21 protein-coding genes and 4 tRNA genes are annotated in these 23,397 nt (G+C 29.8%); 3 read left to right on the top strand and 22 right to left on the bottom strand.

The window, feature by feature from the left end:
- Window positions 1-4 precede the first annotated feature (4 nt).
- The 22 genes from F3K33_RS00555 to purR all read right to left on the bottom strand — a co-directional run bounded on the left by F3K33_RS00555 (window position 5) and on the right by purR (window position 19,060).
- Window positions 5-93: transfer RNA gene (locus F3K33_RS00555), tRNA-Leu, on the bottom strand.
- Between the two features lie 6 nt (window positions 94-99).
- Window positions 100-176: transfer RNA gene (locus F3K33_RS00550), tRNA-Met, on the bottom strand.
- Between the two features lie 7 nt (window positions 177-183).
- Window positions 184-259: transfer RNA gene (locus F3K33_RS00545), tRNA-Met, on the bottom strand.
- Between the two features lie 21 nt (window positions 260-280).
- Window positions 281-369 (bottom strand) — tRNA-Leu (locus F3K33_RS00540).
- A 275-nt stretch (window positions 370-644) separates the two neighbouring features.
- Entirely contained in the window at window positions 645-1,055 is a 411-nt protein-coding gene (locus F3K33_RS00535; protein WP_017209499.1) for a S1 domain-containing RNA-binding protein, read from the bottom strand.
- Between the two features lie 149 nt (window positions 1,056-1,204).
- Complete coding sequence (locus F3K33_RS00530) at window positions 1,205-1,492, bottom strand: FtsB family cell division protein (RefSeq protein WP_023976792.1); 288 nt, start codon at window positions 1,490-1,492, stop codon at window positions 1,205-1,207.
- 77 nt (window positions 1,493-1,569) lie between these two features.
- The gene (gene yabQ / locus F3K33_RS00525; protein ID WP_011967458.1) at window positions 1,570-1,962 is read right to left on the bottom strand and encodes a spore cortex biosynthesis protein YabQ; all 393 of its coding nucleotides are present in this window, start codon (window positions 1,960-1,962) and stop codon (window positions 1,570-1,572) included.
- Window positions 1,963-1,971: 9 nt separating this feature from the next.
- On the bottom strand, window positions 1,972-2,265 hold the full coding sequence (gene yabP, locus F3K33_RS00520; RefSeq protein WP_011967457.1) for a sporulation protein YabP: 294 nt from the start codon (window positions 2,263-2,265) through the stop codon (window positions 1,972-1,974).
- A 203-nt stretch (window positions 2,266-2,468) separates the two neighbouring features.
- The gene (locus F3K33_RS00515; protein ID WP_011967456.1) at window positions 2,469-2,729 is read right to left on the bottom strand and encodes an RNA-binding S4 domain-containing protein; all 261 of its coding nucleotides are present in this window, start codon (window positions 2,727-2,729) and stop codon (window positions 2,469-2,471) included.
- 70 nt (window positions 2,730-2,799) lie between these two features.
- Window positions 2,800-3,075: a non-specific DNA-binding protein Hbs gene (locus F3K33_RS00510; protein ID WP_008422747.1), complete on the bottom strand. Its 276-nt coding sequence runs from the start codon at window positions 3,073-3,075 to the stop codon at window positions 2,800-2,802.
- 220 nt (window positions 3,076-3,295) lie between these two features.
- Window positions 3,296-4,747, bottom strand: a complete 1,452-nt coding sequence (gene yabN / locus F3K33_RS00505) for a bifunctional methyltransferase/pyrophosphohydrolase YabN (RefSeq protein WP_023976793.1) — start codon at window positions 4,745-4,747, stop codon at window positions 3,296-3,298.
- A 17-nt stretch (window positions 4,748-4,764) separates the two neighbouring features.
- On the bottom strand, window positions 4,765-6,300 hold the full coding sequence (locus F3K33_RS00500; RefSeq protein WP_039773689.1) for a putative polysaccharide biosynthesis protein: 1,536 nt from the start codon (window positions 6,298-6,300) through the stop codon (window positions 4,765-4,767).
- A 95-nt stretch (window positions 6,301-6,395) separates the two neighbouring features.
- Entirely contained in the window at window positions 6,396-6,944 is a 549-nt protein-coding gene (gene spoVT / locus F3K33_RS00495; protein WP_011967453.1) for a stage V sporulation protein T, read from the bottom strand.
- 255 nt (window positions 6,945-7,199) lie between these two features.
- Complete coding sequence (locus F3K33_RS00490) at window positions 7,200-8,234, bottom strand: peptidylprolyl isomerase (RefSeq protein WP_023976795.1); 1,035 nt, start codon at window positions 8,232-8,234, stop codon at window positions 7,200-7,202.
- Window positions 8,235-8,522: 288 nt separating this feature from the next.
- Window positions 8,523-12,023, bottom strand: a complete 3,501-nt coding sequence (gene mfd / locus F3K33_RS00485) for a transcription-repair coupling factor (protein WP_023976796.1) — start codon at window positions 12,021-12,023, stop codon at window positions 8,523-8,525.
- 14 nt (window positions 12,024-12,037) lie between these two features.
- Window positions 12,038-12,613, bottom strand: a complete 576-nt coding sequence (gene pth / locus F3K33_RS00480; protein WP_011967450.1) for an aminoacyl-tRNA hydrolase — start codon at window positions 12,611-12,613, stop codon at window positions 12,038-12,040.
- A gap of 22 nt (window positions 12,614-12,635) precedes the next feature.
- The gene (locus F3K33_RS00475) at window positions 12,636-14,057 is read right to left on the bottom strand and encodes a HAMP domain-containing sensor histidine kinase (RefSeq protein ID WP_039773687.1); all 1,422 of its coding nucleotides are present in this window, start codon (window positions 14,055-14,057) and stop codon (window positions 12,636-12,638) included.
- Window positions 14,058-14,744, bottom strand: a complete 687-nt coding sequence (locus F3K33_RS00470; RefSeq protein ID WP_011967448.1) for a response regulator — start codon at window positions 14,742-14,744, stop codon at window positions 14,058-14,060.
- 318 nt (window positions 14,745-15,062) lie between these two features.
- Window positions 15,063-16,028, bottom strand: a complete 966-nt coding sequence (locus tag F3K33_RS00465) for a ribose-phosphate diphosphokinase (RefSeq protein WP_011967447.1) — start codon at window positions 16,026-16,028, stop codon at window positions 15,063-15,065.
- Between the two features lie 47 nt (window positions 16,029-16,075).
- The gene (gene glmU / locus F3K33_RS00460) at window positions 16,076-17,443 is read right to left on the bottom strand and encodes a bifunctional UDP-N-acetylglucosamine diphosphorylase/glucosamine-1-phosphate N-acetyltransferase GlmU (RefSeq protein WP_023976797.1); all 1,368 of its coding nucleotides are present in this window, start codon (window positions 17,441-17,443) and stop codon (window positions 16,076-16,078) included.
- A 195-nt stretch (window positions 17,444-17,638) separates the two neighbouring features.
- Window positions 17,639-17,914: a septation regulator SpoVG gene (gene spoVG / locus F3K33_RS00455; protein ID WP_011967445.1), complete on the bottom strand. Its 276-nt coding sequence runs from the start codon at window positions 17,912-17,914 to the stop codon at window positions 17,639-17,641.
- Window positions 17,915-18,244: 330 nt separating this feature from the next.
- Complete coding sequence (gene purR, locus F3K33_RS00450; RefSeq protein ID WP_011967444.1) at window positions 18,245-19,060, bottom strand: pur operon repressor; 816 nt, start codon at window positions 19,058-19,060, stop codon at window positions 18,245-18,247.
- A 287-nt stretch (window positions 19,061-19,347) separates the two neighbouring features.
- Here purR and murC point away from each other — a divergent pair, with 287 nt between their 5' ends.
- From murC to asnS, 3 genes are all read left to right on the top strand, one after another.
- On the top strand, window positions 19,348-20,727 hold the full coding sequence (gene murC, locus F3K33_RS00445) for a UDP-N-acetylmuramate--L-alanine ligase (RefSeq protein ID WP_023976798.1): 1,380 nt from the start codon (window positions 19,348-19,350) through the stop codon (window positions 20,725-20,727).
- Window positions 20,728-20,763: 36 nt separating this feature from the next.
- Entirely contained in the window at window positions 20,764-21,462 is a 699-nt protein-coding gene (locus tag F3K33_RS00440) for a metallophosphoesterase family protein (protein ID WP_023976799.1), read from the top strand.
- Between the two features lie 332 nt (window positions 21,463-21,794).
- Window positions 21,795-23,189 carry an asparagine--tRNA ligase gene (gene asnS, locus F3K33_RS00435; RefSeq protein WP_023976816.1) on the top strand — a complete coding sequence of 465 codons (1,395 nt, stop codon included), beginning with the start codon at window positions 21,795-21,797 and terminating at the stop codon, window positions 23,187-23,189.
- Window positions 23,190-23,397: the final 208 nt, after the last annotated feature.

The following is a 23,397-nucleotide window of genomic DNA, read 5'->3' as shown; positions in this document are numbered from 1 at the left end:
TATATGGTGCCGAAGACCGGAATCGAACCGGTACGGTGTTTAACCACCGCAGGATTTTAAGTCCTGTGCGTCTGCCAGTTCCGCCACTTCGGCACATATTGGTAGCGGAAATAGGACTTGAACCTACGACACCTCGGGTATGAACCGAGTGCTCTAGCCAGCTGAGCTATTCCGCCATATCAATGGTTGCGGGGGCAGGACTTGAACCTACGACCTTCGGGTTATGAGCCCGACGAGCTACCAACTGCTCCACCCCGCGATATTATTTTTTTCATATACATGGTGCCGAAGACCGGAATCGAACCGGTACGGTGTTTAACCACCGCAGGATTTTAAGTCCTGTGCGTCTGCCAGTTCCGCCACTTCGGCATATCTTATAAACTAAGTGCCAACGACAAAGCTAATTATAATACATATTCTTTTTAGTGTCAACAATATTTTTTTATTAATCTTATATATTTAAAATTTTAATTGCAATAATCAGTAAATCACAAGTTTTAAGCACTATAAATATCCATTTATAATCTTAATAATGCAGAATAAACTGTAAACAAATATAAAAATTTCTCTACAAATCTATTCTACATTTGAAATTTATCAAGCAAATTTTATATTTATTTTCCTAATAAAGATTTTAAAAATTTTTAGTAGCCTTTTTTTCCACCTTTACTTTTAAATTCTTGATGTTTCTTTACATCTTGCATTCTTTCTTCACTATCTTTTAGAAACTTAGACATAATATCTTCGAAATTTCCTGAATTAGTAGTTTTCTTCTTATCAGGTGCCTTCCAATCAATCTCTGCTGGTTTAACCGATTTTCTTTGAACATTTGCTTGCTTTATTGAAAGACTGATTTTACCATTGTCATCAATTGAGATAACTTTCACTTTCACTTTATCTTGCTCACTAAGATGTTCTCTAATATCTTTTACGTAAGAATCTGCCACTTCTGAAATATGAACTAATCCAGTTTTGCCTTCAACTTCAATAAAAGCTCCAAAGTTTGTGATGTTTATCACTGTGCCCTCTACTATGTTTCCTGCCATTAAGGTCATGTTTAAAAGACTCCTCCTTAAATTTAAAAATATATAAATTTATAAGAACAAATCTGCTGTGCAGATGCTCTTTAATTTAGAATACAAATTTAATTATTTAGCTACTATAATATTACCAGAGTTTTATAAGTTTTTCTATAAATTGAAATTTAATTTTGATTTGTTATCTCACCATTAACAACTTTTTCACCAGGCTTAATCATCCCAAGTCTTTCCCTTGCTAATTTTTCAAGATAATCCGATGAGCTTGAATTAATTTTATCAACTTCATCTTGAAGTCTTTCGTTTTTTTGCTTAATTTCATTTAACTGAACTTGTTTACTGTCAATTTCCTTTTGAATTCTATTCATTGTCATACTTTGCCTAATGTAACTAAAGACAAAGAAAATAATAAATCCAGTAATTATTGTCCGCTTTAATATTAACTTCGTTTTCATCTATAAGAACCTCTATTTTGCAAATTCTCTTAAGTCTATTGTAAACACTATATTAGTATTATTCAAGTAATTTTTTATCATTTCCTTTTATCAGTAATTTTATATGCAATTATTTTTAATGGATATAATAAATTTTTCAATAAAATTCTAATCAACTTATAAGATAATTTTGCAATTAGCATCTCGCTGTTATAAAAATACTTACTAATAAATTTAAAGTATAATATAATGGCCATAATTATGAAAATATATACATAGGGAGTTAAAAATGCATAATTAGTATATAGTAAAAAGGTAAAAACAATCAAAGCAATAAGTACACAAAATAGCATATCTTCTATTATTGTTAATATCTTTATAGAGTTTAATCCTCTTATTCCTCTATATATATCAAACAATATTCCCGTTATAACACCTCCAATTAAGCTGCATATAACAAGATTAATCTGCATATTCAATCCTAAAGGCATACTATATTCCTACTTAAACAATCTGCTTATTATGCTTTCATTGCTTTTCTTAGATATCTTTCCGTTATATACCATAGATGCAATGCTTCCAGCAATTATAACATCACCATTTTGCACATCCAACTTGTTCATTTTTAACTCTTCTCCCTTGATAGTTAAATTTCCTAGATTAGTTGTTAAATCTATTTTTTGCTCATCAAAACTTATAACCTCTATAACACCACTTAAAGTTAATTTTTTTCTATTCTCTAGAGATAAACTTGATTTATTATCTTCTACTTTATTTTCCACTCTTTTCTCCATTAAAAATTCCTCCATTTATTTTTCTTATACAATATATGTTTGTATTTTGCATTTTAGAATTTAGAACCTTTAATAAGTTAAGTATAGTGGAATTTATTTCTTAAAAGCTGTTAAGTGGAATTATTTATGATAATTTCACTTAACATAAATCTTTTTTGTTCAATCCCCATATATAGATAAAGAGTAGATAAACTATATAGTTTCTACTCTTTATCTTCTTCACCCTCAAGGATAATATACATTTCTTTTGCTTCTTCTTTTCTCACATGTTCTACTACACTAGCAATTTCCGCTTTTAATACTTTATTAGCAAACGTTATTTCAATTATATCCCCTTCTTTTATTTTTGTAGAAGGCTTTGCTACTTTCCCGTTTATTAATATACGGCCACTCTCACATATTTCTTTCGCTACAGTTCTTCTTTTTATAATACGCGATACCTTTAAATATTTATCTAGCCTCACAATTTCTCCTCCATTCAAAAGAACCCGAGAAAACTCGGGTTCATATTTACTCTGTCTAACTTGTATTTTATTACTTGTTAACTTTATCTTTGAATTCCTTACCTGCTTTAAATACTGGAACTGTTGTTGCAGGAATGTTTATAACTTCTTTAGTTCTAGGATTTCTTCCTTCTCTAGCTGCTCTTTCTCTAGTTTCAAAAGTTCCAAATCCAACTAATTGAACCTTTTCTCCTTTTTCTAGTGCTTCCTCAACACTTTCAATTAAAGCTTTTAATGCTAATTCTGCATCTTTTTTTGTTAATTTACTTTTTTCCGCCATACTAGTAATTAATTCTGCTTTATTCACAATAACATCCTCCTTAAAATCCAGTTACATATTTTCTAACTGTTTTCTTTATGTACTAAATTGCACTTCTTTATTATATAACCTCTTCAGCTACCCGTCTATAGAAAAACGCTTTCTTTTCCTATATATAACTAAATAATCCAATAAATCGTTACAAAGTAGTTCTTTATAAAATTATTATTCTTCATAAACTAGAAAATTCCTTTATTTAAATTACCTATTAACCTAAGTTTTTTGAAATTTCCCATAGTTCATTCATTTCATCTAAAGTCATACTTGTTAATTCAATATTCTTATCCTTAGCTGCTCTTTCAATATACTGAAATCTTTTTATAAACTTGTCTATAGTATAATTTAATGCTATTTCTTCGTCTACTTTCAGAAACCTTGCAATATTTACACATGAAAATATTAAATCTCCGACTTCTTCTTCTATTTTCTCCACATTTTCTGTATTATATACATCAATTACTTCTTTTAACTCTTCTTTTACCTTACTTACAGCAAAATCTATATTTTCAAAGTCAAATCCAACCTTACTTGCCTTTTCTTGAATCTTATGTGCTCTTAAAAGTGCAGGTAGTCCCTTTGTTATTCCTTTCAGTTCATCTACAACACTATTATATCCCTTTTCTTTCTTCTTTAACTCATCCCACTTTATTAATACATCTTCTGATGAATTCAATCCATCAGCGTCTTTAAATACATGAGGATGCCTACTTATCATTTTATTACAAATTCCTTCTATCACATCTCCTATATCGAAATATCCGTCTTCTTTTCCAATAGATGCATGAAAAACAACTTGTAGAAGTACATCTCCTAATTCTTCGATTAACGAATTATCATCATCTTGATCTATTGCGTCTATTACCTCATAGCTTTCTTCTATTAAAGCCTTCTTAAGAGACTTATGGGTTTGTTCTCTATCCCACGGACATCCATCTTCACCTCTCAAAACTTCTATTATGTCTAAAAAATCATTAAAGTCTTTTTTGTTTTTTAAATCCTTTGGTATATAAATAGATGTTAAATAATCTATGTCCTCCTGCATATCCAGTTCAAATAACGGTATCTTTCTTATGCTTTCCTGACCGTCTATTCCGGCTGCTCTTACATAATAAATCTCTGTTTCATCATTATAGCATTCTAGCAATCTTAATTTAACTTCTGATGCTATCAATTGATTGTATACCTGCGTAACAATTGTTCCTATTCTTTTGTCTAAAATTTGGTTACTTATGTCAAAAGAGTCTATAACCTTTAACCCCTCTATAGGATCAATCTTAAGGCTTTCAATCATTGCATCGATAAAACTTACTGCTGGTATAACTTTATATTCTATTCCATTTTCTTTACATAGTTCTATTAAGTTAAATACTGATTTTTCTGCAACCAATGGATGACCTGGAACTGCATAAATTAAATCAGTCATATTTTTATGCTTATTAATTATGTCTTTTGCGATATTTAAGTATACTTCATCAAAATTATCTATACTATCATAAATATTATCATAAGTATCAAATACGATATTTTTTTCCTTCAGGTAATCTACTGTTGGATGCTTTTCCGTTCTTAGAAATATATGTTTGCTTGCTTCGAGTTCATTTATTGTTCCTATTGTCAATGCATCCTTACTTCCTGGTCCTAATCCCACTATCTTAATCATTAGAATTTCTCTCCTTTTTACTTTCTTTTAAATCTATCTCTTATTTCTTCAACATTAAATACCTTGAATACAATTATCATTATAATATATACTATCATACCCAAAAATATAGATGTCAAGCAAGATATTCCATTACTAATTGTATTCTTATATAAAATATTATAACTTATTAATACAATTAACATCATAATACTGGATGCATAGCAAGGTTTTATTAATATTTCGTATAAGTTAAGTCTTACTCTTAGTGTAAATTTCATCATCATTATATTTAAAATACTTACTGTTAAATAAGCTCCAAAGCTCGCCAAAACAGCACCATATATGTTAAACATTTGCATAGGAACTAATACCCATGTTAATACAATTTTAATCAAACATCCAATCAAGAGGTTAATAACAGGTTTTATATAATGCCCTGTTCCTTGCAGTATTGCTGTTGTTGTTTGAGTAATTATTATAAAAGGAATTGTTAATGATAAATATTTTAATATCTCTATTCCTTCAAACCTACCTGGAAATATAAACTTCATTACTGGTTCAGCTAAAAAGAATAACCCAAAAGTGCACGGAATAGCAATTACTGATGCCATTTTCATAGATGCATCTATTTTGCCTTTTAGCCCTTTCTGCTTCTTAAGTATGAAATTCTCAGCTATGATAGGAATTAGAGATGTACAAATAGCCATAGAAAGAGTTAATGGAATATTTACGATTACAGACGCTTTACCTGTTAATTGCGCATATAATACAGTTGATTGTACATTTGTGAAGCCCGCATCTAATAGTTTTTGTGGTACTAAAATGGAATCTATTAAATTCATAATACTTGATACTGTAGTACCTAATGATATTGGTATTGCAATCTTTAATATAGTATTTAATATTTCTGGATTGCTTTTTATTTTTTTAATGGCATAACGTTTCTTTACTCTTTTATAATTCGAGTATAAATAAGCTCCTCCAAGAACAGCTCCCGCAGTTGCTCCAAATGCTGCGCCACCTGCTGAGTACTCTATGCCTCTAGGTAGTAAAAATACAGCAAGTCCAACACCGAATATGACTCTACCAATCTGCTCTATTATCTGTGATATAGCTGACGGAGTCATATTTTGCAGCCCTTGAAAGAATCCTCTAAATATAGTTACAAATGATATTACAATTGGTGCAAATGATATTCCGATTAATGAATAATACGCTTTTGGATCCCACTTCAAAAATAATACTATTGGTTTTGCAAAAAAGAATAACGCTAAAGTTGTGCCTGTCCCTATTATTGTCATTAAAATAGCAGATTCTTTCATTACTTCAAAGCTTCCATATATATCATTTGTTGCATTCTTTTCTGATATCATCTTAGAAATTGCAACTGGAACTCCAGAAGCCATAGCTATAAAAAACATATACAGCGGGTATGACATTTGATAATATCCAATTCCCTCATCTCCAATTAACATTATTAGTGGCCATCTAAAAAATAGACCTAAAAATCTTGTTAATATTCCTGCAACTCCAAGAATTATGCTCCCTCTTATTAGGGATTGTTTTTTCATAAAACACCTCCAAACTTACATGTTACTAATTAATTATTATTGTAAGTTTGGAGGTATTATTCCTTTTATTTTCATAATGTGGTTATTTATAAGTATTATTGCTCCATTTGTTTGCCTAAGAATGCTGCAGCTGTCTCAACTAACTTTGTTTCAACTTCGCCAAGCTCTCCATCTTCTTTTGAAAGAATAATTACAGCTCCTATTTCATCACCTTCAGCTATGATTGGTGATATAACTTGACTAGTGTACTCTGTTTCATCGTCATCATTATGTAATGGTATTACTGCGTTATCAGCTTTATTTAATAATACAGTTTTTCTTCCGTCCATTATCTTTTCTAGCTCACTGCTTACTTTTCTTTCTATGTAGTCTTTTTTTGGTGCTCCACTTACTGAAACAAATGCATCTTTATCAGCTATTAGTACTACATGACCTATAACTTGTTGCAAGCTTTCACAATATTCCTTTGAAAAGTTAGTAAGTTCTTCAATTGGTGAATATTTTTTTAAAATTACTCCACCATCTCTATCGGTAAAAATTTCTAAAGGATCTCCTTCTCTTATTCTTAAAGTTCTCCTTATTTCCTTTGGTATTACTACTCTTCCTAAATCATCAATTCTTCTAACAATTCCTGTTGCCTTCATTGGTTATATAACCTCCTTTGAACTCTATTAATTGGTTGCACTATTATTATTTGAATTTCTAGAAATTTTATACACTTATAGACAAATTTTATATTAATTATTTTTTTGTTAATATAAATGCTGTTATTTCAATGTAATACATATAGTAGAAACAAAAATAGGACTACTTTGAATAATCAGAGATATTTCAAAGTAGTCCTAACTTTCATTATTAAATAGCTAAATTATTAATAGATACCTAATTATATTTTAGTATTATAATTTATCTTCATAAGTTTTTACTTTTAGGTCTGTTTTCCATTCTGTAATCTTAGCACTTAAAGCATCTTGTTGCTTTTGTTGTAATAATGATGATTTTATTTGATCTTTAACTTGTTCAAAAGGAGTTACTTGTGAGTCTTTTAATCCAGTAGCCTTAATTATATGATATCCGAACTGACTCTTTACTGGCGCTGAAATTTCCCCTTCTTTCAAATTCTTAAACCCATCCATAAATTCAGTAACTAATTGTGTTGAGTTGTATGCTACAAATCCTAAACTACCACCATTATCTTTGGTTGCTGCATCTGTTGAGTTCTCCTTAGCTAATTTCGCAAAATCAGCTCCGGAATCTAATTTTGATTTTATAGCATTAGCTTTTGTTAATGATGCATCATAATCTATTGATCCATCACTAGCCTTTTCAGCTATTAAAATATGCGATGCATTAGCTCCAGCTCCTTGTGTATATTTTGAATCCTTATTTTCATTATAATATGTTTGAACATCGTCATCAGTAACTTCTATATCTTTCACTATATCTTGTTGAACAGCCTGCATTATAACATTATTTTTTACAACATCTTTTAGCTGATCTTCAGTCAATCCATTTTGCTCTAGAACACTTTCAAATTGTCCTTCTTCTGAATATTGGGATTTAATTTGAGCTATTTGATCATCAACTTGCTTATTTATATCATCATCAGATGGCTTAAGATTTAACTCAGTAGCCTTTTGTAATACTACTTTTTGAGTTACTAAGCTATCTAATTCCTGTTTTTTTGCTTGTTGCAACTGATCTTTAACTTGAGCATTACTTTCATAATTATCTCCATACTGCTGTTTTAGTTGTGCAGTATACTTTTCCATTTCTTTATCTAAATCACCTTTTGTTATTTTTTCATTTCCAACTGTTGCAAGAACTGTTTTCTGTATCGCTTCTGGTGTTTTCTCAATCATTTTGCAACCCATAGCTGATACCGCAATTGTCACCATAGCTAAAGCTGCAACAAATTTTTTTAATTTTTTCAAAGTTTTCCCCTCGCTTATTCTAGATTTAAACCCACTAAAAAATAACTTTCCACATAAATATATATAATTTAGACAAGCTAAAATCACTTTTCAAATTCTACTTAAACAAAACTTTCTATAATTATAAAACGAAATTTGAAAAGCTAAATTAATTTTTGTCGGACGATATTATTCTTTTAGGTTTCTTACTGTAAAAATTCATAACATTAGTATATCAATATTGCTTTTATAATTCAAATTTTTTACACTATTTTATTTCTTCTACTTTTCTTTTATATCATAGATTTGTTACAATATTATGTCATCGAAAACTTCCTTCAGAAACTCCAATTTATTTTCCTTCTTAATATATTTTAATTTAAATGCGAAATAAGGGTTTGAACCAAACTTTAATACTACGCTATTCTTATATTTTTCCATCAATATTTTAAATATATTTTTATATTCACTTTCACCTTGTGCAAACTTGAACAATAATTCTTTTGGAGTTTCTTTTATCTCTTCAATGAATATAGATTTAGCTCTACTCTTTATATAAGCAATATCCATTAAATTATACACAGGTTCTGGTATCTTAGAGTATCTATCTTCTAGTTCTTCTTTGATATCACTATAATCGTCTAATCCCTCAATTGCAGCAATTTTCTTATAAACTTCAATTTTTTGAATTTCATCTTCTATATAATTTTCTGATATAAAGGCATCTACTTTTATATCTAAGGTTGTTTCTATAGGTTCTTTTTGAATTTCACCTTTAAGAAGTTTAACAGTATCTTCAAGCATTCTGCAATACAGATCATATCCTATAGAGGCCATATGTCCATGTTGAGAAGATCCCATCATATTACCTGCACCTCTAATTTCCAAATCTCTCATAGCTATTTTAAAACCAGAGCCCAATTCAGTGAAATCCTTTAATGCTTTAAGCCTTTTTTCAGCAACTTCTGTTAATACTTTATCCTTAGTATATAGCAAATACGCATATGCAATTCTATTTGATCTTCCAACTCTACCTCTAAGCTGATATAACTGAGAAAGTCCCATCTTATCTGCATCATATATTATTATAGTATTTACATTTTGAATATCCATTCCAGTTTCTATTATAGTAGTGCAAACTAATACGTTATACTCTTCTGACATAAAGTCAAACATTTCCTTCTCAAGTTGTCTTTCTGCCATTTGACCATGAGCAATTCCGACTTTACTCTCTGGAACTAACGATTGAACATACTTAGCCATCCTTTCGATATCTTCCACTCTATTGTATACGAAGTAAACTTGGCCGCCTCTACCTATTTCCCTAAGAATTGCGTCTCTTATAAGCTGATCATTTTGTTCAACAACATATGTTTGGACAGGGTATCTTTCTTCTGGTGGTGTTTCTATGACTGAAATATCTCTAACTCCACTTAGCGACATATGCAGGGTTCTAGGAATTGGAGTTGCACTTAGAGTTAAAACATCAACATTTTTCTTAATTCCCTTAATCTTTTCTTTTTGCTTAACTCCAAATCTTTGCTCTTCGTCTACTATTAATAAGCCTAGATCTTTAAATTGAATGTCTTTAGATACCAATCTATGAGTACCTATTAAAATATCTAAATTACCTTCCTTCACCTTTTGAAGTATTTCTTTTTGCTGTTTCGCTGTCCTAAACCTGCTAACCATGTCTATCTTTATCGGAAAATCTGAAAATCTATTTTTTATATTTTTATAATGTTGCTCTGCTAAAATGGTAGTTGGAACTAAAAGAGCAACTTGCTTTCCATCCATTACTGCTTTAAATGCAGCCCTTATAGCAACTTCTGTTTTACCGTATCCAACATCTCCACATAAAAGTCTATCCATAGGTTTATCAGATTCCATATCTATCTTTATTTCTTCTAGTGATGTTAATTGGTCTGGAGTTTCTTCAAACGGAAACTCATCTTCAAATTGTTTTTGCCATTCAGTGTCCTTGGAAAACTTATGTCCTTTTACAGTACTTCTCATTGCGTAAAGCTTAACTAGATCTTCAGCTATTTCATTTATTGATTTTCTTGCCTTTGCTTTTGCTTTTTGCCATTCAGCGCTTCCAAGTTTATTAACTTTAGGTGACTTTCCTTCACTTCCAATATACTTTTGAATTAAATCTAATTGATCTACTGGAACATATAATTTATCACCTTTATCATAAACAATATCTAAATAATCTCTTTTATGCCCTCCAACATCTATTTGTTTAATTCCCTTGTATACTCCGATACCATGATTTGCATGTACTACGTAATCTCCCGGCTTTAATTCCGCAAAGCTCTTGATTTTAGAAATTCCCTTTTTCTTTGCTTTACTACTTTTTAATTTTCTCTTTGCCGCACCAAATACTTCTTTATCTGATATTATACATACTTTATATTGTGGATATTCAAATCCTCTCAACTGATTACCAAAAGTTATTACAACTTCACCATGCTCAATTTTATCAACAGTATCCTTATAGACACTTTCTATACCTCTATCTCTTAATGTTCCAACTAAACGTTCTCCTCTAGCTCGAGTTCCTGATAAAATTAGTGTCTTATATCCTAAATTCTTTTTACCTAATATTTCATCAATTAATAAATCTAGCTGACCTTGATAGTTATTTAATGTTGTCTGAGCTACATTTATTATTGATAGTGGCTTTAGCCAGCCAGAAACTTTTGTCAATGCTTCCATAAAAGCAATCTTTTCATCTTCAAATGATTCTAATACTTCTTCTTTATTTATTAATAAATTTCCTTGCCCTGGAAATATATCTCCTCTTTGAGAAAAAGCTGTGAAATTTTCTTCAAACTCTAAATAAGTTGATTCTAATTTTCCATTACATCTTTGAACATTATCTACTATAAAGAAATAATTCTTAAAATAATCAAAAAGACTTTCTGTTTCTTTGGTAAAGTACGGAAGATAACTATCTATTGTTTCAAAAGACGAAGTCTCTTCTAGTAGTTCTAAGTTTTTATTTAATATTTTTCTTAGTTTTTCTACTCTTTCACTATCTTTATCACTTTCAGCAATTTTATTAAACTCTTCCTTAAGTTTATTTCTTCCAACCTCTAACATCTCTTCTGAAACTATTACTTCTTTTGCAGGGAAAATATCTATCTTTTTAACTTTCTCAATACTTCGTTGAGATTCTGTATTAAAAGTTCTTATTGATTCTATTTCATCGCCAAAAAGTTCAACTCTATATGGATAAGTTGAACCTGTTGGAAATACGTCTAATATGCCTCCTCTAAGTGAAAATTGTCCTTTGCCCTCAACCATTTCCACTCTTTCATAACCTGATTGAATTAATTTCTTTGATATATCGGCAAGATTAACTTCATCGCCTTCTTTAAATTTCATGCTGTATTCCAAAAATAAATTATGAGGAGTATATTTTGCAGCAAAAGCTTCTATTGATGTCACTATTATTTTTTTCTTATTATTTAATATTTCATTTATTACTTTTAATCTTGCCCATCTCAAATCTCCAGAGATAGCATCAATATTATAGAAAACCATTTCCTTTACTGGAAAATAATATACCTCACTAGTATAAAATATCAAATCTTCATAAAGATTTTTTGCCTCCATATCGCTTTGAGTTACAACCACAATTGATCTGTTAGTATTTTCAAATATTCCACTTATAATGTATCCTCGACCTGATTCAGATGCACCATATATACCAATAGGGTATCTTTTACTTTCAATCCCTTGTATTATGTCTTGAAATTCTAAACTACTTTCCAAGGGCTCCAATAACCCTTTTAATCTCATCCCATGCACCTTCCTTAAACTGTTGTACTCGCCTTGAATCCATTGAACTGATTCATAGCTGTCTTAACATCATTTTTAATTATTTCCGCCGCCGCCTTTGTGGACGCTTCTATACTTTCACTTAGAATAGCAGTTTCTTCTTTTGTAAATTTACCTAATACATGCTTTACTAAATCTCCATTAGGTTGTCCTACCCCTACTTTTATCCTTGAGAAAATTTCACTATTTAAATGTGCTATAATGCTCTTTATTCCATTATGCCCTCCAGCACTTCCTTTTTCTCTTATTCTTAATTTTCCAACTTCTAGACTTATATCATCATATATAACTAGTATCTCATCGTTGTTAAGATTATAAAAATCAACTACTTCTCTTACACTTTCACCACTTAAGTTCATGTAAGTAGTTGGCTTTAAAAGCATAACCTTTTTTCCATTTATAAAACCTTCTCCATACATACCTTTAAATTTTTGCCTGTTTATTTCAATATTATACTCTTTTGCAATATTATCAATAACTTTAAAACCAATATTATGTCTTGTATTCTCATACTCATTCCCTGGGTTTCCAAGACCTACTATTAAAAACATACTTGTGTCCTCCTTAGCGCTCTTATCTAATCTTATTATTTTTATATTTTGTAAGAGAAAATGTAAATGTGACTCCTATATTAGGATGATTCTTGACCCATACTTCCTCACCTTGTTGCATAATTATCATTCTTACTATTGGCAATCCGAGTCCAGTACTAACTTTGTTTGTTCTAGATTTATCTGATTTATAAAATCTATTCCATATATGCCTTATTTCTTCATCTGCAATTTTAGGTCCATTATTATATATCTCAACAAATACTTTAGAACCCTTGGAATATGTACTAATTCTTATAATTCCATTATTTCCGCAGTATTTTATTGCATTATCTAATAAATTAGTTATGACTTGCATTGTCTTATCTTCATCAGCTTTTACATAACAATTCTGGTCTTTCAAATCTATTTTTAACATTATTTGCTTTTCTCTTATCTTTTGTTCATTATTTATAACACATAATCTAATTAACTCATTTATATCGATCTTTCTTATATTGAATTTTAATTTACCTGATTCAATGGCTGATAAATCTAGTAAATCATTAATTAATCTTGTAAGTCTTTTTATCTCACTGTATACTATGTCTAAATAATATCCTTCTTTATCCCTTGGAATCACTCCATCTATCATTCCAGCAATAAATCCCTTTATAGAAGTTATTGGTGATCTCAACTCATGAGAAACATTTGATATAAAATCTCTTCTATTATTCTCAACCTTTTCTAAAGACTCCGCCATTATATTAAATGAACTTGCCAACTCACCAATCTCATCACACGATTCTATATGAACTCTTTTATTAACTTCTCCATTAGCAAACCTTTTGGCTGCCTTGTTTATTTCAGCTAAAGGATTAATCAATATTTTCTTTGAAACTAATGATAAAACTACAGATGCAAATACCATTGCTCCTAATGCCGATATCCATACAATAAGATATATTCTATGCAACTGTTTACCTATTGTTGATAAAGGAGCTGTCATGACAATATATCCTTGAAACTCATCATCTTCTAATATCGGATATATATAGGTGTAACGATCTCCAATATACTCTACTGGCTTTCCATCCAATAAAGAATATTTACTATTATCTAGATTCTCTGGTTTATTGTCTATCTCCTTAGTACTTGAAGTTTTGGAGTATATATATATATTATCAAACTTATCAGAAACAGTAATATCAGCATTTGCTCCAACACTTGACATATCCACTATAGCCTGTAATTTATCATATTCCAATGAATTTTTGTTAGAATTGTATGTTTTTATAGATTCGGATATATACTCTCCATCTTTCTGAAACTGCACCTTCTTTTCAGTAAAATATGTTATTCTAAACCATATAGATAATAACCAAGCTAATGAAACTAAAACAATAGTCAAAATAACTATAAATGTTATTATAAGTTTTTGAAGTAAGCTTCCACTTTTTTTCATTTAATTTACCTCAAATTTATAACCAACACCCCATACTGTTTGGATTTCCCACTGTTCTCCACTACTTAATTTTTCTCTTAATCTTTTTATATGAACATCTACAGTTCTAGAATCTCCTGGATAATCATATCCCCATACTTCACAAAGTAATTGCTCTCTCGTAAAAACTTTATTTTTATTATTAGCCAAATAATATAATAGTTCAAATTCCTTTGGTGGCATTTTTATTTCTTCTTCATTATATATAACTTTATACGAAGTTGAATCTATTGATAAATCACTTAATTTTATTACTTCATTTTTAATATTCTCTGAAGAATATCTCCTTAATACAGCTTTTACTCTGGCTAACAACTCTTTAGGTTCAAAAGGTTTTACTATATAATCATCTGCACCAATTTCCAGTGCTAAAACCTTGTCAAAGGTGTCCCCCTTTGCTGTAATCATTATAACTGGAGTTTCCTTCTGTTTTCGTATCCATTTTAGAATATCAATTCCATCTATATACGGTATCATAACATCAAGCAAGACAATATCTGGATTATATTCTAAATAAAATTCTTGAGCCTCTTTACCATTCAAGGCTATCTTTGTATTATATCCAGAGCTTTTTAAATACATGTCTATAACTTCACTAATGTTTTCATCGTCATCCACAATCAGAACCTTGGTTGTAACTCCATCCATTCTTCTTTCCTCCTTAATTTATTACTATTGCATAAGCATTCATATCCTAATATAACATAAATATACTATTTATTATAGAAAACAAAATTATCCTTTAATTATAATAAATATTCTAAAAATATATAAGTATAATAATTATTTAATAGATCCTATTTTAATTAAATCATAAAACTTTTCTCGTTTACAATCTTAATATTGACTTAATAAAATAAATTTATTTAACTATAAAAAATAGAATATATATTTACCCTAATTACTTAGAGTAAATATACATTCCTTTCAATATCTTATTTATTTAAAAACTCTTTAAATTATTATTTATTGTTGACATTCAAATAACTTACTTATTGGTTGATCATCATAAATTCTCTTTATTGCTTCTGCAAATAAAGGAGCTACTGATATAGATCTAATTTTGCTATTATCGTTACCTTCTTTTAACGGAATTGTATTTAATAGTACTAATTCTTCAATTGCTGAAGTATTTATCCTGTCCATTGCAGGGCCAGACAATACTCCATGTGTACAGCAAGCATATACATTCTTAGCCCCTAAATCCTTAAGTGCATTCGCTGCATTTGCAATAGTTCCTGCTGTATCTATCATATCATCAATTAATATACATCTTTTTCCTTCAATATCACCAATAATATTCATTATTTCTGAAACATTTGCCTTTGGCCTTCTCTTATCTATGATTGCTATTGGAGCATGTAAATTATCCGCAAATTTTCTTGCCCTCGTTACACTTCCTAAATCTGGTGAAACTACAACAACATCATCTTGATCTACTAATCCTTTTGATATATAATGCTCAGCAAGTATTGGTGCTCCAAGTAAATGATCTACTGGAATATTAAAGTATCCTTGAATCTGAGATGCATGTAAATCCATAGTTAAGACCCTGTTTGCTCCCGCTGCAGTCAATAAATCTGCAACCAGTTTTGCAGTTATAGGATCTCTTGATTTAACTTTCCTATCCTGCCTAGCATATCCATAATATGGAATAACTGCTGTAATTCTACCCGCTGATGCCCTTTTAAATGCATCAATCATAATTAGCAATTCCATTAGATTGTTATTAACAGGTGAAGATGTAGATTGAACTATGAACACATCATTCCCTCTAACAGTTTCATTAATATCAACAGATATTTCACCATCGCTAAAAGTTGAAACCTTAGAGTTTCCTACTGGAACTCCTAAAATCTCTGCTATATCTTGAGCTAACTGTGAGTGCGAATTTCCAGTAAATACTTTTATATTTCTTCCATGAGTTATCATAATTGAGAAGACCTCCTTAAAATTTTGGCTGATTTATTATTAAAAAATTATTTTTTTAATCCCTTTTTATCTACCCATCCACTGATATTTCTTTGCTTAGCTCTTGCAACTGCAAGATCACCTTCTTTTACTTCAGATGTAATGGTCGATCCTGCCGCAATATAAGTATTATCGTGAATTGTGACAGGTGATACCAAATTGGTATTACAGCCTATAAAGCTATGATCTCCTATAATAGTCTTATGTTTATTCTTACCATCATAATTTACAACTACTGTACCACATCCGAAATTACATTCCGATCCCACTTCTGCATCTCCTATATAAGTTAAGTGAGAGACTTTAGTTCCATCTCCAATAGTAGATTTCTTTATTTCTACAAAATCTCCTATTCTTGCATGCTTACCAATTGTAGTTTCTGGTCTTATATACGCAAACGGACCAACAGTAGTATTATCACCAATATTACTATTTAATATAACTGAAGCTTGAACATCTACCTCATTACCAATATTACTATCAACAATTCTTGAATTTTGATAAATTAAGCAGTTATTACCTATCTTTGTATTTCCCTCTAAAATATTATTAGGATATATTATTGTATCTTTGCCTATTTCAACATCAATCCCTATATATGTTGTTCTAGGATCAATTAGAGTAACTCCATTTTCCATATGCATAAGATTTATTCTATTCTTAAGTATTTCTTCTGCTTCTGCTAACTGAACTCTTGAATTTACTCCTATAGTTTCTTCATATTCAGTTACGACTGCACCTATTTTTTTACCTTGAGATTTTAATATTCCTATAGCATCTGTAAGATAATATTCACCTTGTCCATTATTATTTGTTATCTTACTTAACGCATCTACAAGTAGCTCAATATCAAAACAATATATTCCTGAATTCATCTCGTTTATCTTAAGCTCTTCTTCAGTGCAATCTTTATGCTCTACAATTTTTGATACGCCGTCATTCGTTCTTACTATTCTTCCATAACCTGTAGGATCATTAACTATTGCTGTTAATATAGTTGCTGAATTTTTTGCTTCTATATGTTCATTAAATAGCCTTTCAATTGTTGATTGCTTTATTAAAGGAGTATCACCAGTAAAAATTGCGACTACTCCTTTCTTATCCTTTAAGAACTCTTCAGCACACTTAACAGCATGACCAGTTCCTAATTGTTCAGCTTGCATTGAATAACTAACATTTCTATCTAATGTTCTCTCTTTAACAAGCTCAGCACCTTTCCCTATAATTACATCTATATCATCAATTCCTGATTTTCTTATCGAATCTATAACATGTTTTAGCATTTCTTTACCACATACTTTATGCAATACTTTAGGTAAATCAGATTTTATTCTTTTACCTTGACCCGCTGCTAAAACCAGTGCACATTTATACATTATATACCACACCTCATTTATAAATTTATATTAACACGATTATTTACTTACAATAATCGGTTAAATATTCATATCAATTTAATTATATTGGAAAGCTATTCTTATTTCAACCCATTAGTACATTTAATATTTGGCTATAGAAATACTTTATGACAAAACAAAAGGAAGTTATTAAAACTTCCTTTTGTTAAAATCCTAGCCTTCTACAACTTCTTCTGAGACTGCTTTTTCATAAGCTTCTAAAATTGCAGTTTGTATTTTTTCTCTTGCTTCTGTATTTATTGGGTGAGCTATATCCTTAAATTCTCCATCTGGTGTTTTTCTACTAGGCATAGCAATAAATAAACCCATTTGTCCTTCTATAACTTTGATATCATGAACTACAAATTCATTATCAAATGTGACAGAAACTATTCCTTTCATTTTACCTTCTGATGCAATTTTTCTAATCCTAACATCTGTTATTTGCATTTTACTCCACCCCTCCCAGTTGCCTTAAAAATATTTAATATTATATAATTTCTCCACAAATTTCTAAATTCCTTTTTTATATTTGATAAATCCTTATAAAATTTATTTTTTTGTGTAATCTTATACAAATACCAAATTTCTGGGATTGTCCTATTTGAATTTTAGAACAATTTCTATTCACGACAACTTGAAGTAACAATAAATATTTACCATAAAATCAATATTTTTCTTGTTGGGCCTATCTACAAATTTAATGTTCATTTATATGTATACTGAATTAAAAGTATTTGGAATTACGCGGCATCTTTAGAGTAAAATTTTCTGTTAATTTTAAGAAAATGTTTTTGAAGGTTGTATCCCTATAATTGCTGATTTATCAACAGCTTTTAACTCTACAATAGAAACATATTCGTCTACTAATTTTTTTTCAATTTGTTTATTATCGACTAATACTCCTATTCCTACTAGCTCGCTATCGAACTCTTTCAATAAGTCCTTAATACCTATTGCAGTTCCTCCACCCTTCATGAAATCATCAATGAATATACATTTACTTGATGGTTTCATGGACTTTTTTGATAGAGACATTTGTTGCAATCTTCCATTGCTTCCTGATACATAGTTTATAGTAACTGTAGGACCTTCCGTTACTTGACTATCTCTTCTAGCAATAACTAATTGTACGCCTAAATTTCTAGCAACCTCATAAGCTAAAGGAATACCTTTAGTTTCTACCGTTATTACATAATCAATCTCTTTTCCTTGAAAACACGATGAAAGCATGACTCCTGCTTTATTTATTATCTTAGGATCATACATTAGATCCGTCATATATATTATATTTCCCGGTATAACTCTTCCATCATCACTTAATTGCTGACATAATTCTAATGCAAAAGCTTTCTTCTCTTCTTCGCCACTTTGAGGAATGTATTTTATCCCACCTGCTACTCCTGCAATTGTTTCAACTTTACCCATTTCAAGTCTTTCTAGAATTTCTCTAACAACAACAATATCTTCACTTATAGTAGATTTAGCTGCATTTAGTAATTCTGAAAATTTATTTAATCCCAATATTTTATTTGGGTTTTCTAATAATATTTTTGTTATGGCAACTACCCTATTATTTCTTGTAAACTTCTCCATAAAATCACCCACACGAATTTTTTTTATATTAAATCGCTTTAATATTCATATTTTATGCTAATTTCAAGTTAATATCAATATTTTTAGTTATAAAGTTAATTTATATTTATAACTTGTTCACAAACTCGCTAAATATGCATAAAATATTGTGTATTTATTTTTTACTATGGTTGATTTTTTGAAAAATGTATATAATTATAGTTAAAGTATAAAACTAAAAATTCTATACTCAAATTTTGGAACTTATAATAACATTTAGTTTTATTAATTAAAAAGGAGTTGATCATTTGTCTTTCAATTTTATAAAAGATAAAGATAAAAAAATTCATTTCATTGGCATTGGTGGAATTAGTATGAGCGGACTTGCTGCTGTTTTATTAAATAGTGGTTATAGTGTATCTGGCTCTGACTTTAAGGATTCTGCAATCATTGATAAATTAAGATCTTCAGGTGCTGAAATTTACATAGGTCATAGAAGAGAGAATATTAATAATGTAGATTTAGTAGTCTATACCGCTGCAATCCCATCTGATAATCCTGAACTTTTAGAAGCCAAGGAAAGAAATATTGCATTAATGGACAGAGCTGAATTCTTAGGGCAAATTATGAAGGGGCATAAATACAGTGTTGCAATATCTGGAACTCATGGAAAGACTACATGTACATCCATGCTTTCTCATATAACACTTGCTGATAATTTAGATCCAACTATCTTAGTTGGTGGTGAATTAGATGCAATTGGAGGAAATTTCAGAATTGGTAATAGTGAATATTTCTTAACTGAAGCTTGTGAATATAAACGTTCATTTTTAAAATTCCCACCTTACGTTGGAATAATTCTAAATATTGATTCTGATCATCTTGATTACTATAAAGATATAGATGAAATTGCTGATACATTTTTACAATTCTCAAGACTTATCCCAGAAGATGGTTATCTTGTTGGATATGCTGACGATCAAAGGGTAAATGAAATTCTGTCTGAGACAAATTGCAATACTCTAAGTTATGGATTTAGTGACAATGCTAATTTAACTGCTAAAAATATTCATTTCAATACAAATGGTTGTGCCACTTTTGATGTATATAAGGACGGTAAAAACTTATTCAATATTACTTTAAATGTGCCAGGTAAGCATAATATATTGAATGCCCTTGCTTCGATTTGTGTTTCTCTTATATTTAATATTTCTAATGACTGTATTATTGAAGGATTATCAAACTGCAAAGGAGCGCATAAAAGATTTGAATATAAGGGAGAATTAAATGGTGTAACTGTTATAGATGACTACGCTCATCACCCTACAGAAATTAGAGCCACATTAAGTACTGCTAAACAAATGAATCATAATAAGACTTATTGTATTTTTCAACCTCACACTTATACTAGAACAAAGGCCCTATTTGATGAATTTACAGAATGTTTCAATGATGCAGATGAACTTATACTAATGGACATCTATGCAGCTAGAGAGAAAAATACTGGACTTGTATCTTCTGACGAACTTGGTGATGCATTAAGAAATAAAGGATTGAAATGTATTAATGTTCACTCACATGATGAAGCACTTAGTTACGTAAAATCAAAACTAGTTTCTGGTGACCTGCTATTAACAGTAGGTGCTGGTGATGTAGTTATTGTTGGGGAAAAATACCTAAAAGCCTAAATACTTAATTTGCTAAATAACTTAGGAGGAATGCTCATGAAAATAGCAATAATTTCAGATATTCATGCTAATGTCTATGCTCTTATTAATCTTTTAGAAGATATTGATATTGAGAAAGTTGATACAATTATTTGCCTAGGAGATTTGGTTGGTTATGGTCCTCACCCTAACGAAGTAATTTCCATGATCAGGAGACGTCATATTCTTTGCATAAGAGGAAATTATGATAGTTCTGTAGTTGATAATGAATATTCATATATAAGAGAAACTCCTATTAATGCTTTTTCTCTTCCTTGGACAGTTAAAGAATTAAGAGAAGAAAACAGACTATTTCTTGCTAATTTACCTTCAACTTTAACCTTGAATATTGCTAATAAAAGTCTCTTATTTGTTCATGGAAGTCCAGATAAAATAGATGAATATCTCTTAAAGGACGGAGATAATACTTCAGAAGTTATGAACTCCATTTCTAACGACGTATTAATTTGTGCACATACGCATATACCTGGAATGAAGGATTTTAAAAATAAGGTATATATAAACTCTGGCAGTGTTGGAAAGCCTAAGATTGGTAGGCCAAATAGCACTTATTGTATTTTAAATATCAGTAAGGAAGATGGAATGAAAGTTCAGATAAAAGAAATTTCCTACGCATATAAAAGGATAGTTAAAGATATGACAATGTTAAACTTTCCAAAAGAATTGATTCAGAGTTTTGAAAACGGCTTAGAATAGACAAGCATGTTAAATAAATACTCTTAATATAAAAAAAGCTTTATTTTTTATAATTTTACTATAAAAAATAAAGCTTTTTTATGATAAATTACATATATTCGTAGTTTATATATTTATTTCACGTATTATTTATACTCAGACGCTCTAAGGCACTGGTTTATTATATGTTTAGGGACAGGTCCTAAGTTGCATTCACAAAAAAAGTATTGTAAAATCTATTTATTATCAAGGGTAATAGGTTACATAAATGATATTTTAAAATAGTGAAAAATTTTTTTCATTAATAATATGTTTTGATCACAAGATTAATTATAAAATGGAGGTCATGCAATATGGCAAAATCAATTTTAATTAGAAGTCTTTACAGAAATACTGATGATTTCTTATCAAAGGAAATAACAATATCAGGTTGGATAAAAACTTTAAGATCATCTAACGCTTTTGGATTTATAGAAGTTAATGATGGTTCTTTCTTTAAAAATATTCAAGTAGTTTTTGACGATAAGTTAAATAACTTCAAAGAAATATCTAAATTACCTATAAGTTCATCAATTTCAGTTATTGGTATCTTAGTTGCTACTCCTGAAGCAAAACAACCTTTTGAAATTCAGGCTAAGAATATTATTATCGAGGGTATGTCAAACTCTGATTATCCACTTCAAAAAAAGAGACACACTTTCGAATACTTAAGAACAATAGCTCATTTGAGGCCTAGAAGTAATGCATTTGCTGCAACTTTTAGAGTTCGCTCTGTTGCTGCTTATGCAATACATAAGTTCTTTCAAGATCAAAATTTCGTGTATACTCACACACCAATAATAACTGGTAGCGATTGTGAAGGTGCTGGAGAAATGTTTAGGGTAACAACACTTGATCCTAAAACTCCTGAATTAAGTAAAGATGGAAGTGTAGATTTCAGCAAGGATTTCTTTGGCAAAGAGACTAATCTTACTGTATCTGGTCAGTTAAATGCTGAATGCTTTGCTTTAGCGTTTAGAAATATCTATACATTTGGACCAACATTCAGAGCTGAAAATTCAAATACTACAAGACATGCTGCTGAATTTTGGATGATTGAACCTGAAATTGCCTTTGCAGATTTACAAGATGATATGGACCTTGCTGAAAATATGCTTAAATATGTTATTAAATATGTTATGGATGAATGTCCTGAGGAATTAGAGTTCTTTAATCAATTTATTGATAAAGGTTTATTAGAAAGATTAAATCACGTAGTTTCATCAGATTTTGCTAAAGTTACGTATACAGAAGCTGTTGAAATACTACAAAAGTGTGGAAAGAAATTTGATTACGATGTATCATGGGGCATTGATTTACAAACAGAACACGAAAGATATCTTACTGAAGAACACTTTAAAAAGCCACTATTTGTAACAGACTATCCTAAAGATATTAAAGCTTTCTATATGAGATTAAATGATGATGAAAAAACAGTAGCTGCTACTGATCTTTTGGTACCAGGAATCGGAGAAATTATAGGTGGTAGCCAAAGAGAAGAACGACTAGATGTGCTAAAAGATAGAATGACTGAATTAAACCTATCTGAAGATGATTACTGGTGGTATTTAGAATTAAGAAAATATGGAGAAACTAAGCACGCTGGTTTTGGTTTAGGTTTCGAAAGATTAATTATGTATATAACAGGAATGACTAATATTAGAGACGTAGTTCCATTCCCTAGAACTCCTGGAACAAGCGAGTTCTAATTACTTAACTGTTAATTTTATATTATCAATAAAGAGGGGTATATCGATTAATTCGATAGCTCCTTTTTTGATATTATGTAATGATTAATTTAATATATATATTGCAATAGTAACTTTGCATTTAAAATTCTATCAAGTTAGTTAGCAAATTAAGATTTATGAACTAATCCAAAACATATTTATATTAAATTTTTCCACCTTGTATTCT

It is taken from the genome of Clostridium beijerinckii, assembly GCF_008705175.1.
Taxonomy (GTDB): Bacteria; Bacillota; Clostridia; order Clostridiales; family Clostridiaceae; genus Clostridium; species Clostridium beijerinckii.
Note: the sequence above shows the minus strand (reverse complement) of the source record. Positions and strands in the feature narration are given on the sequence as shown.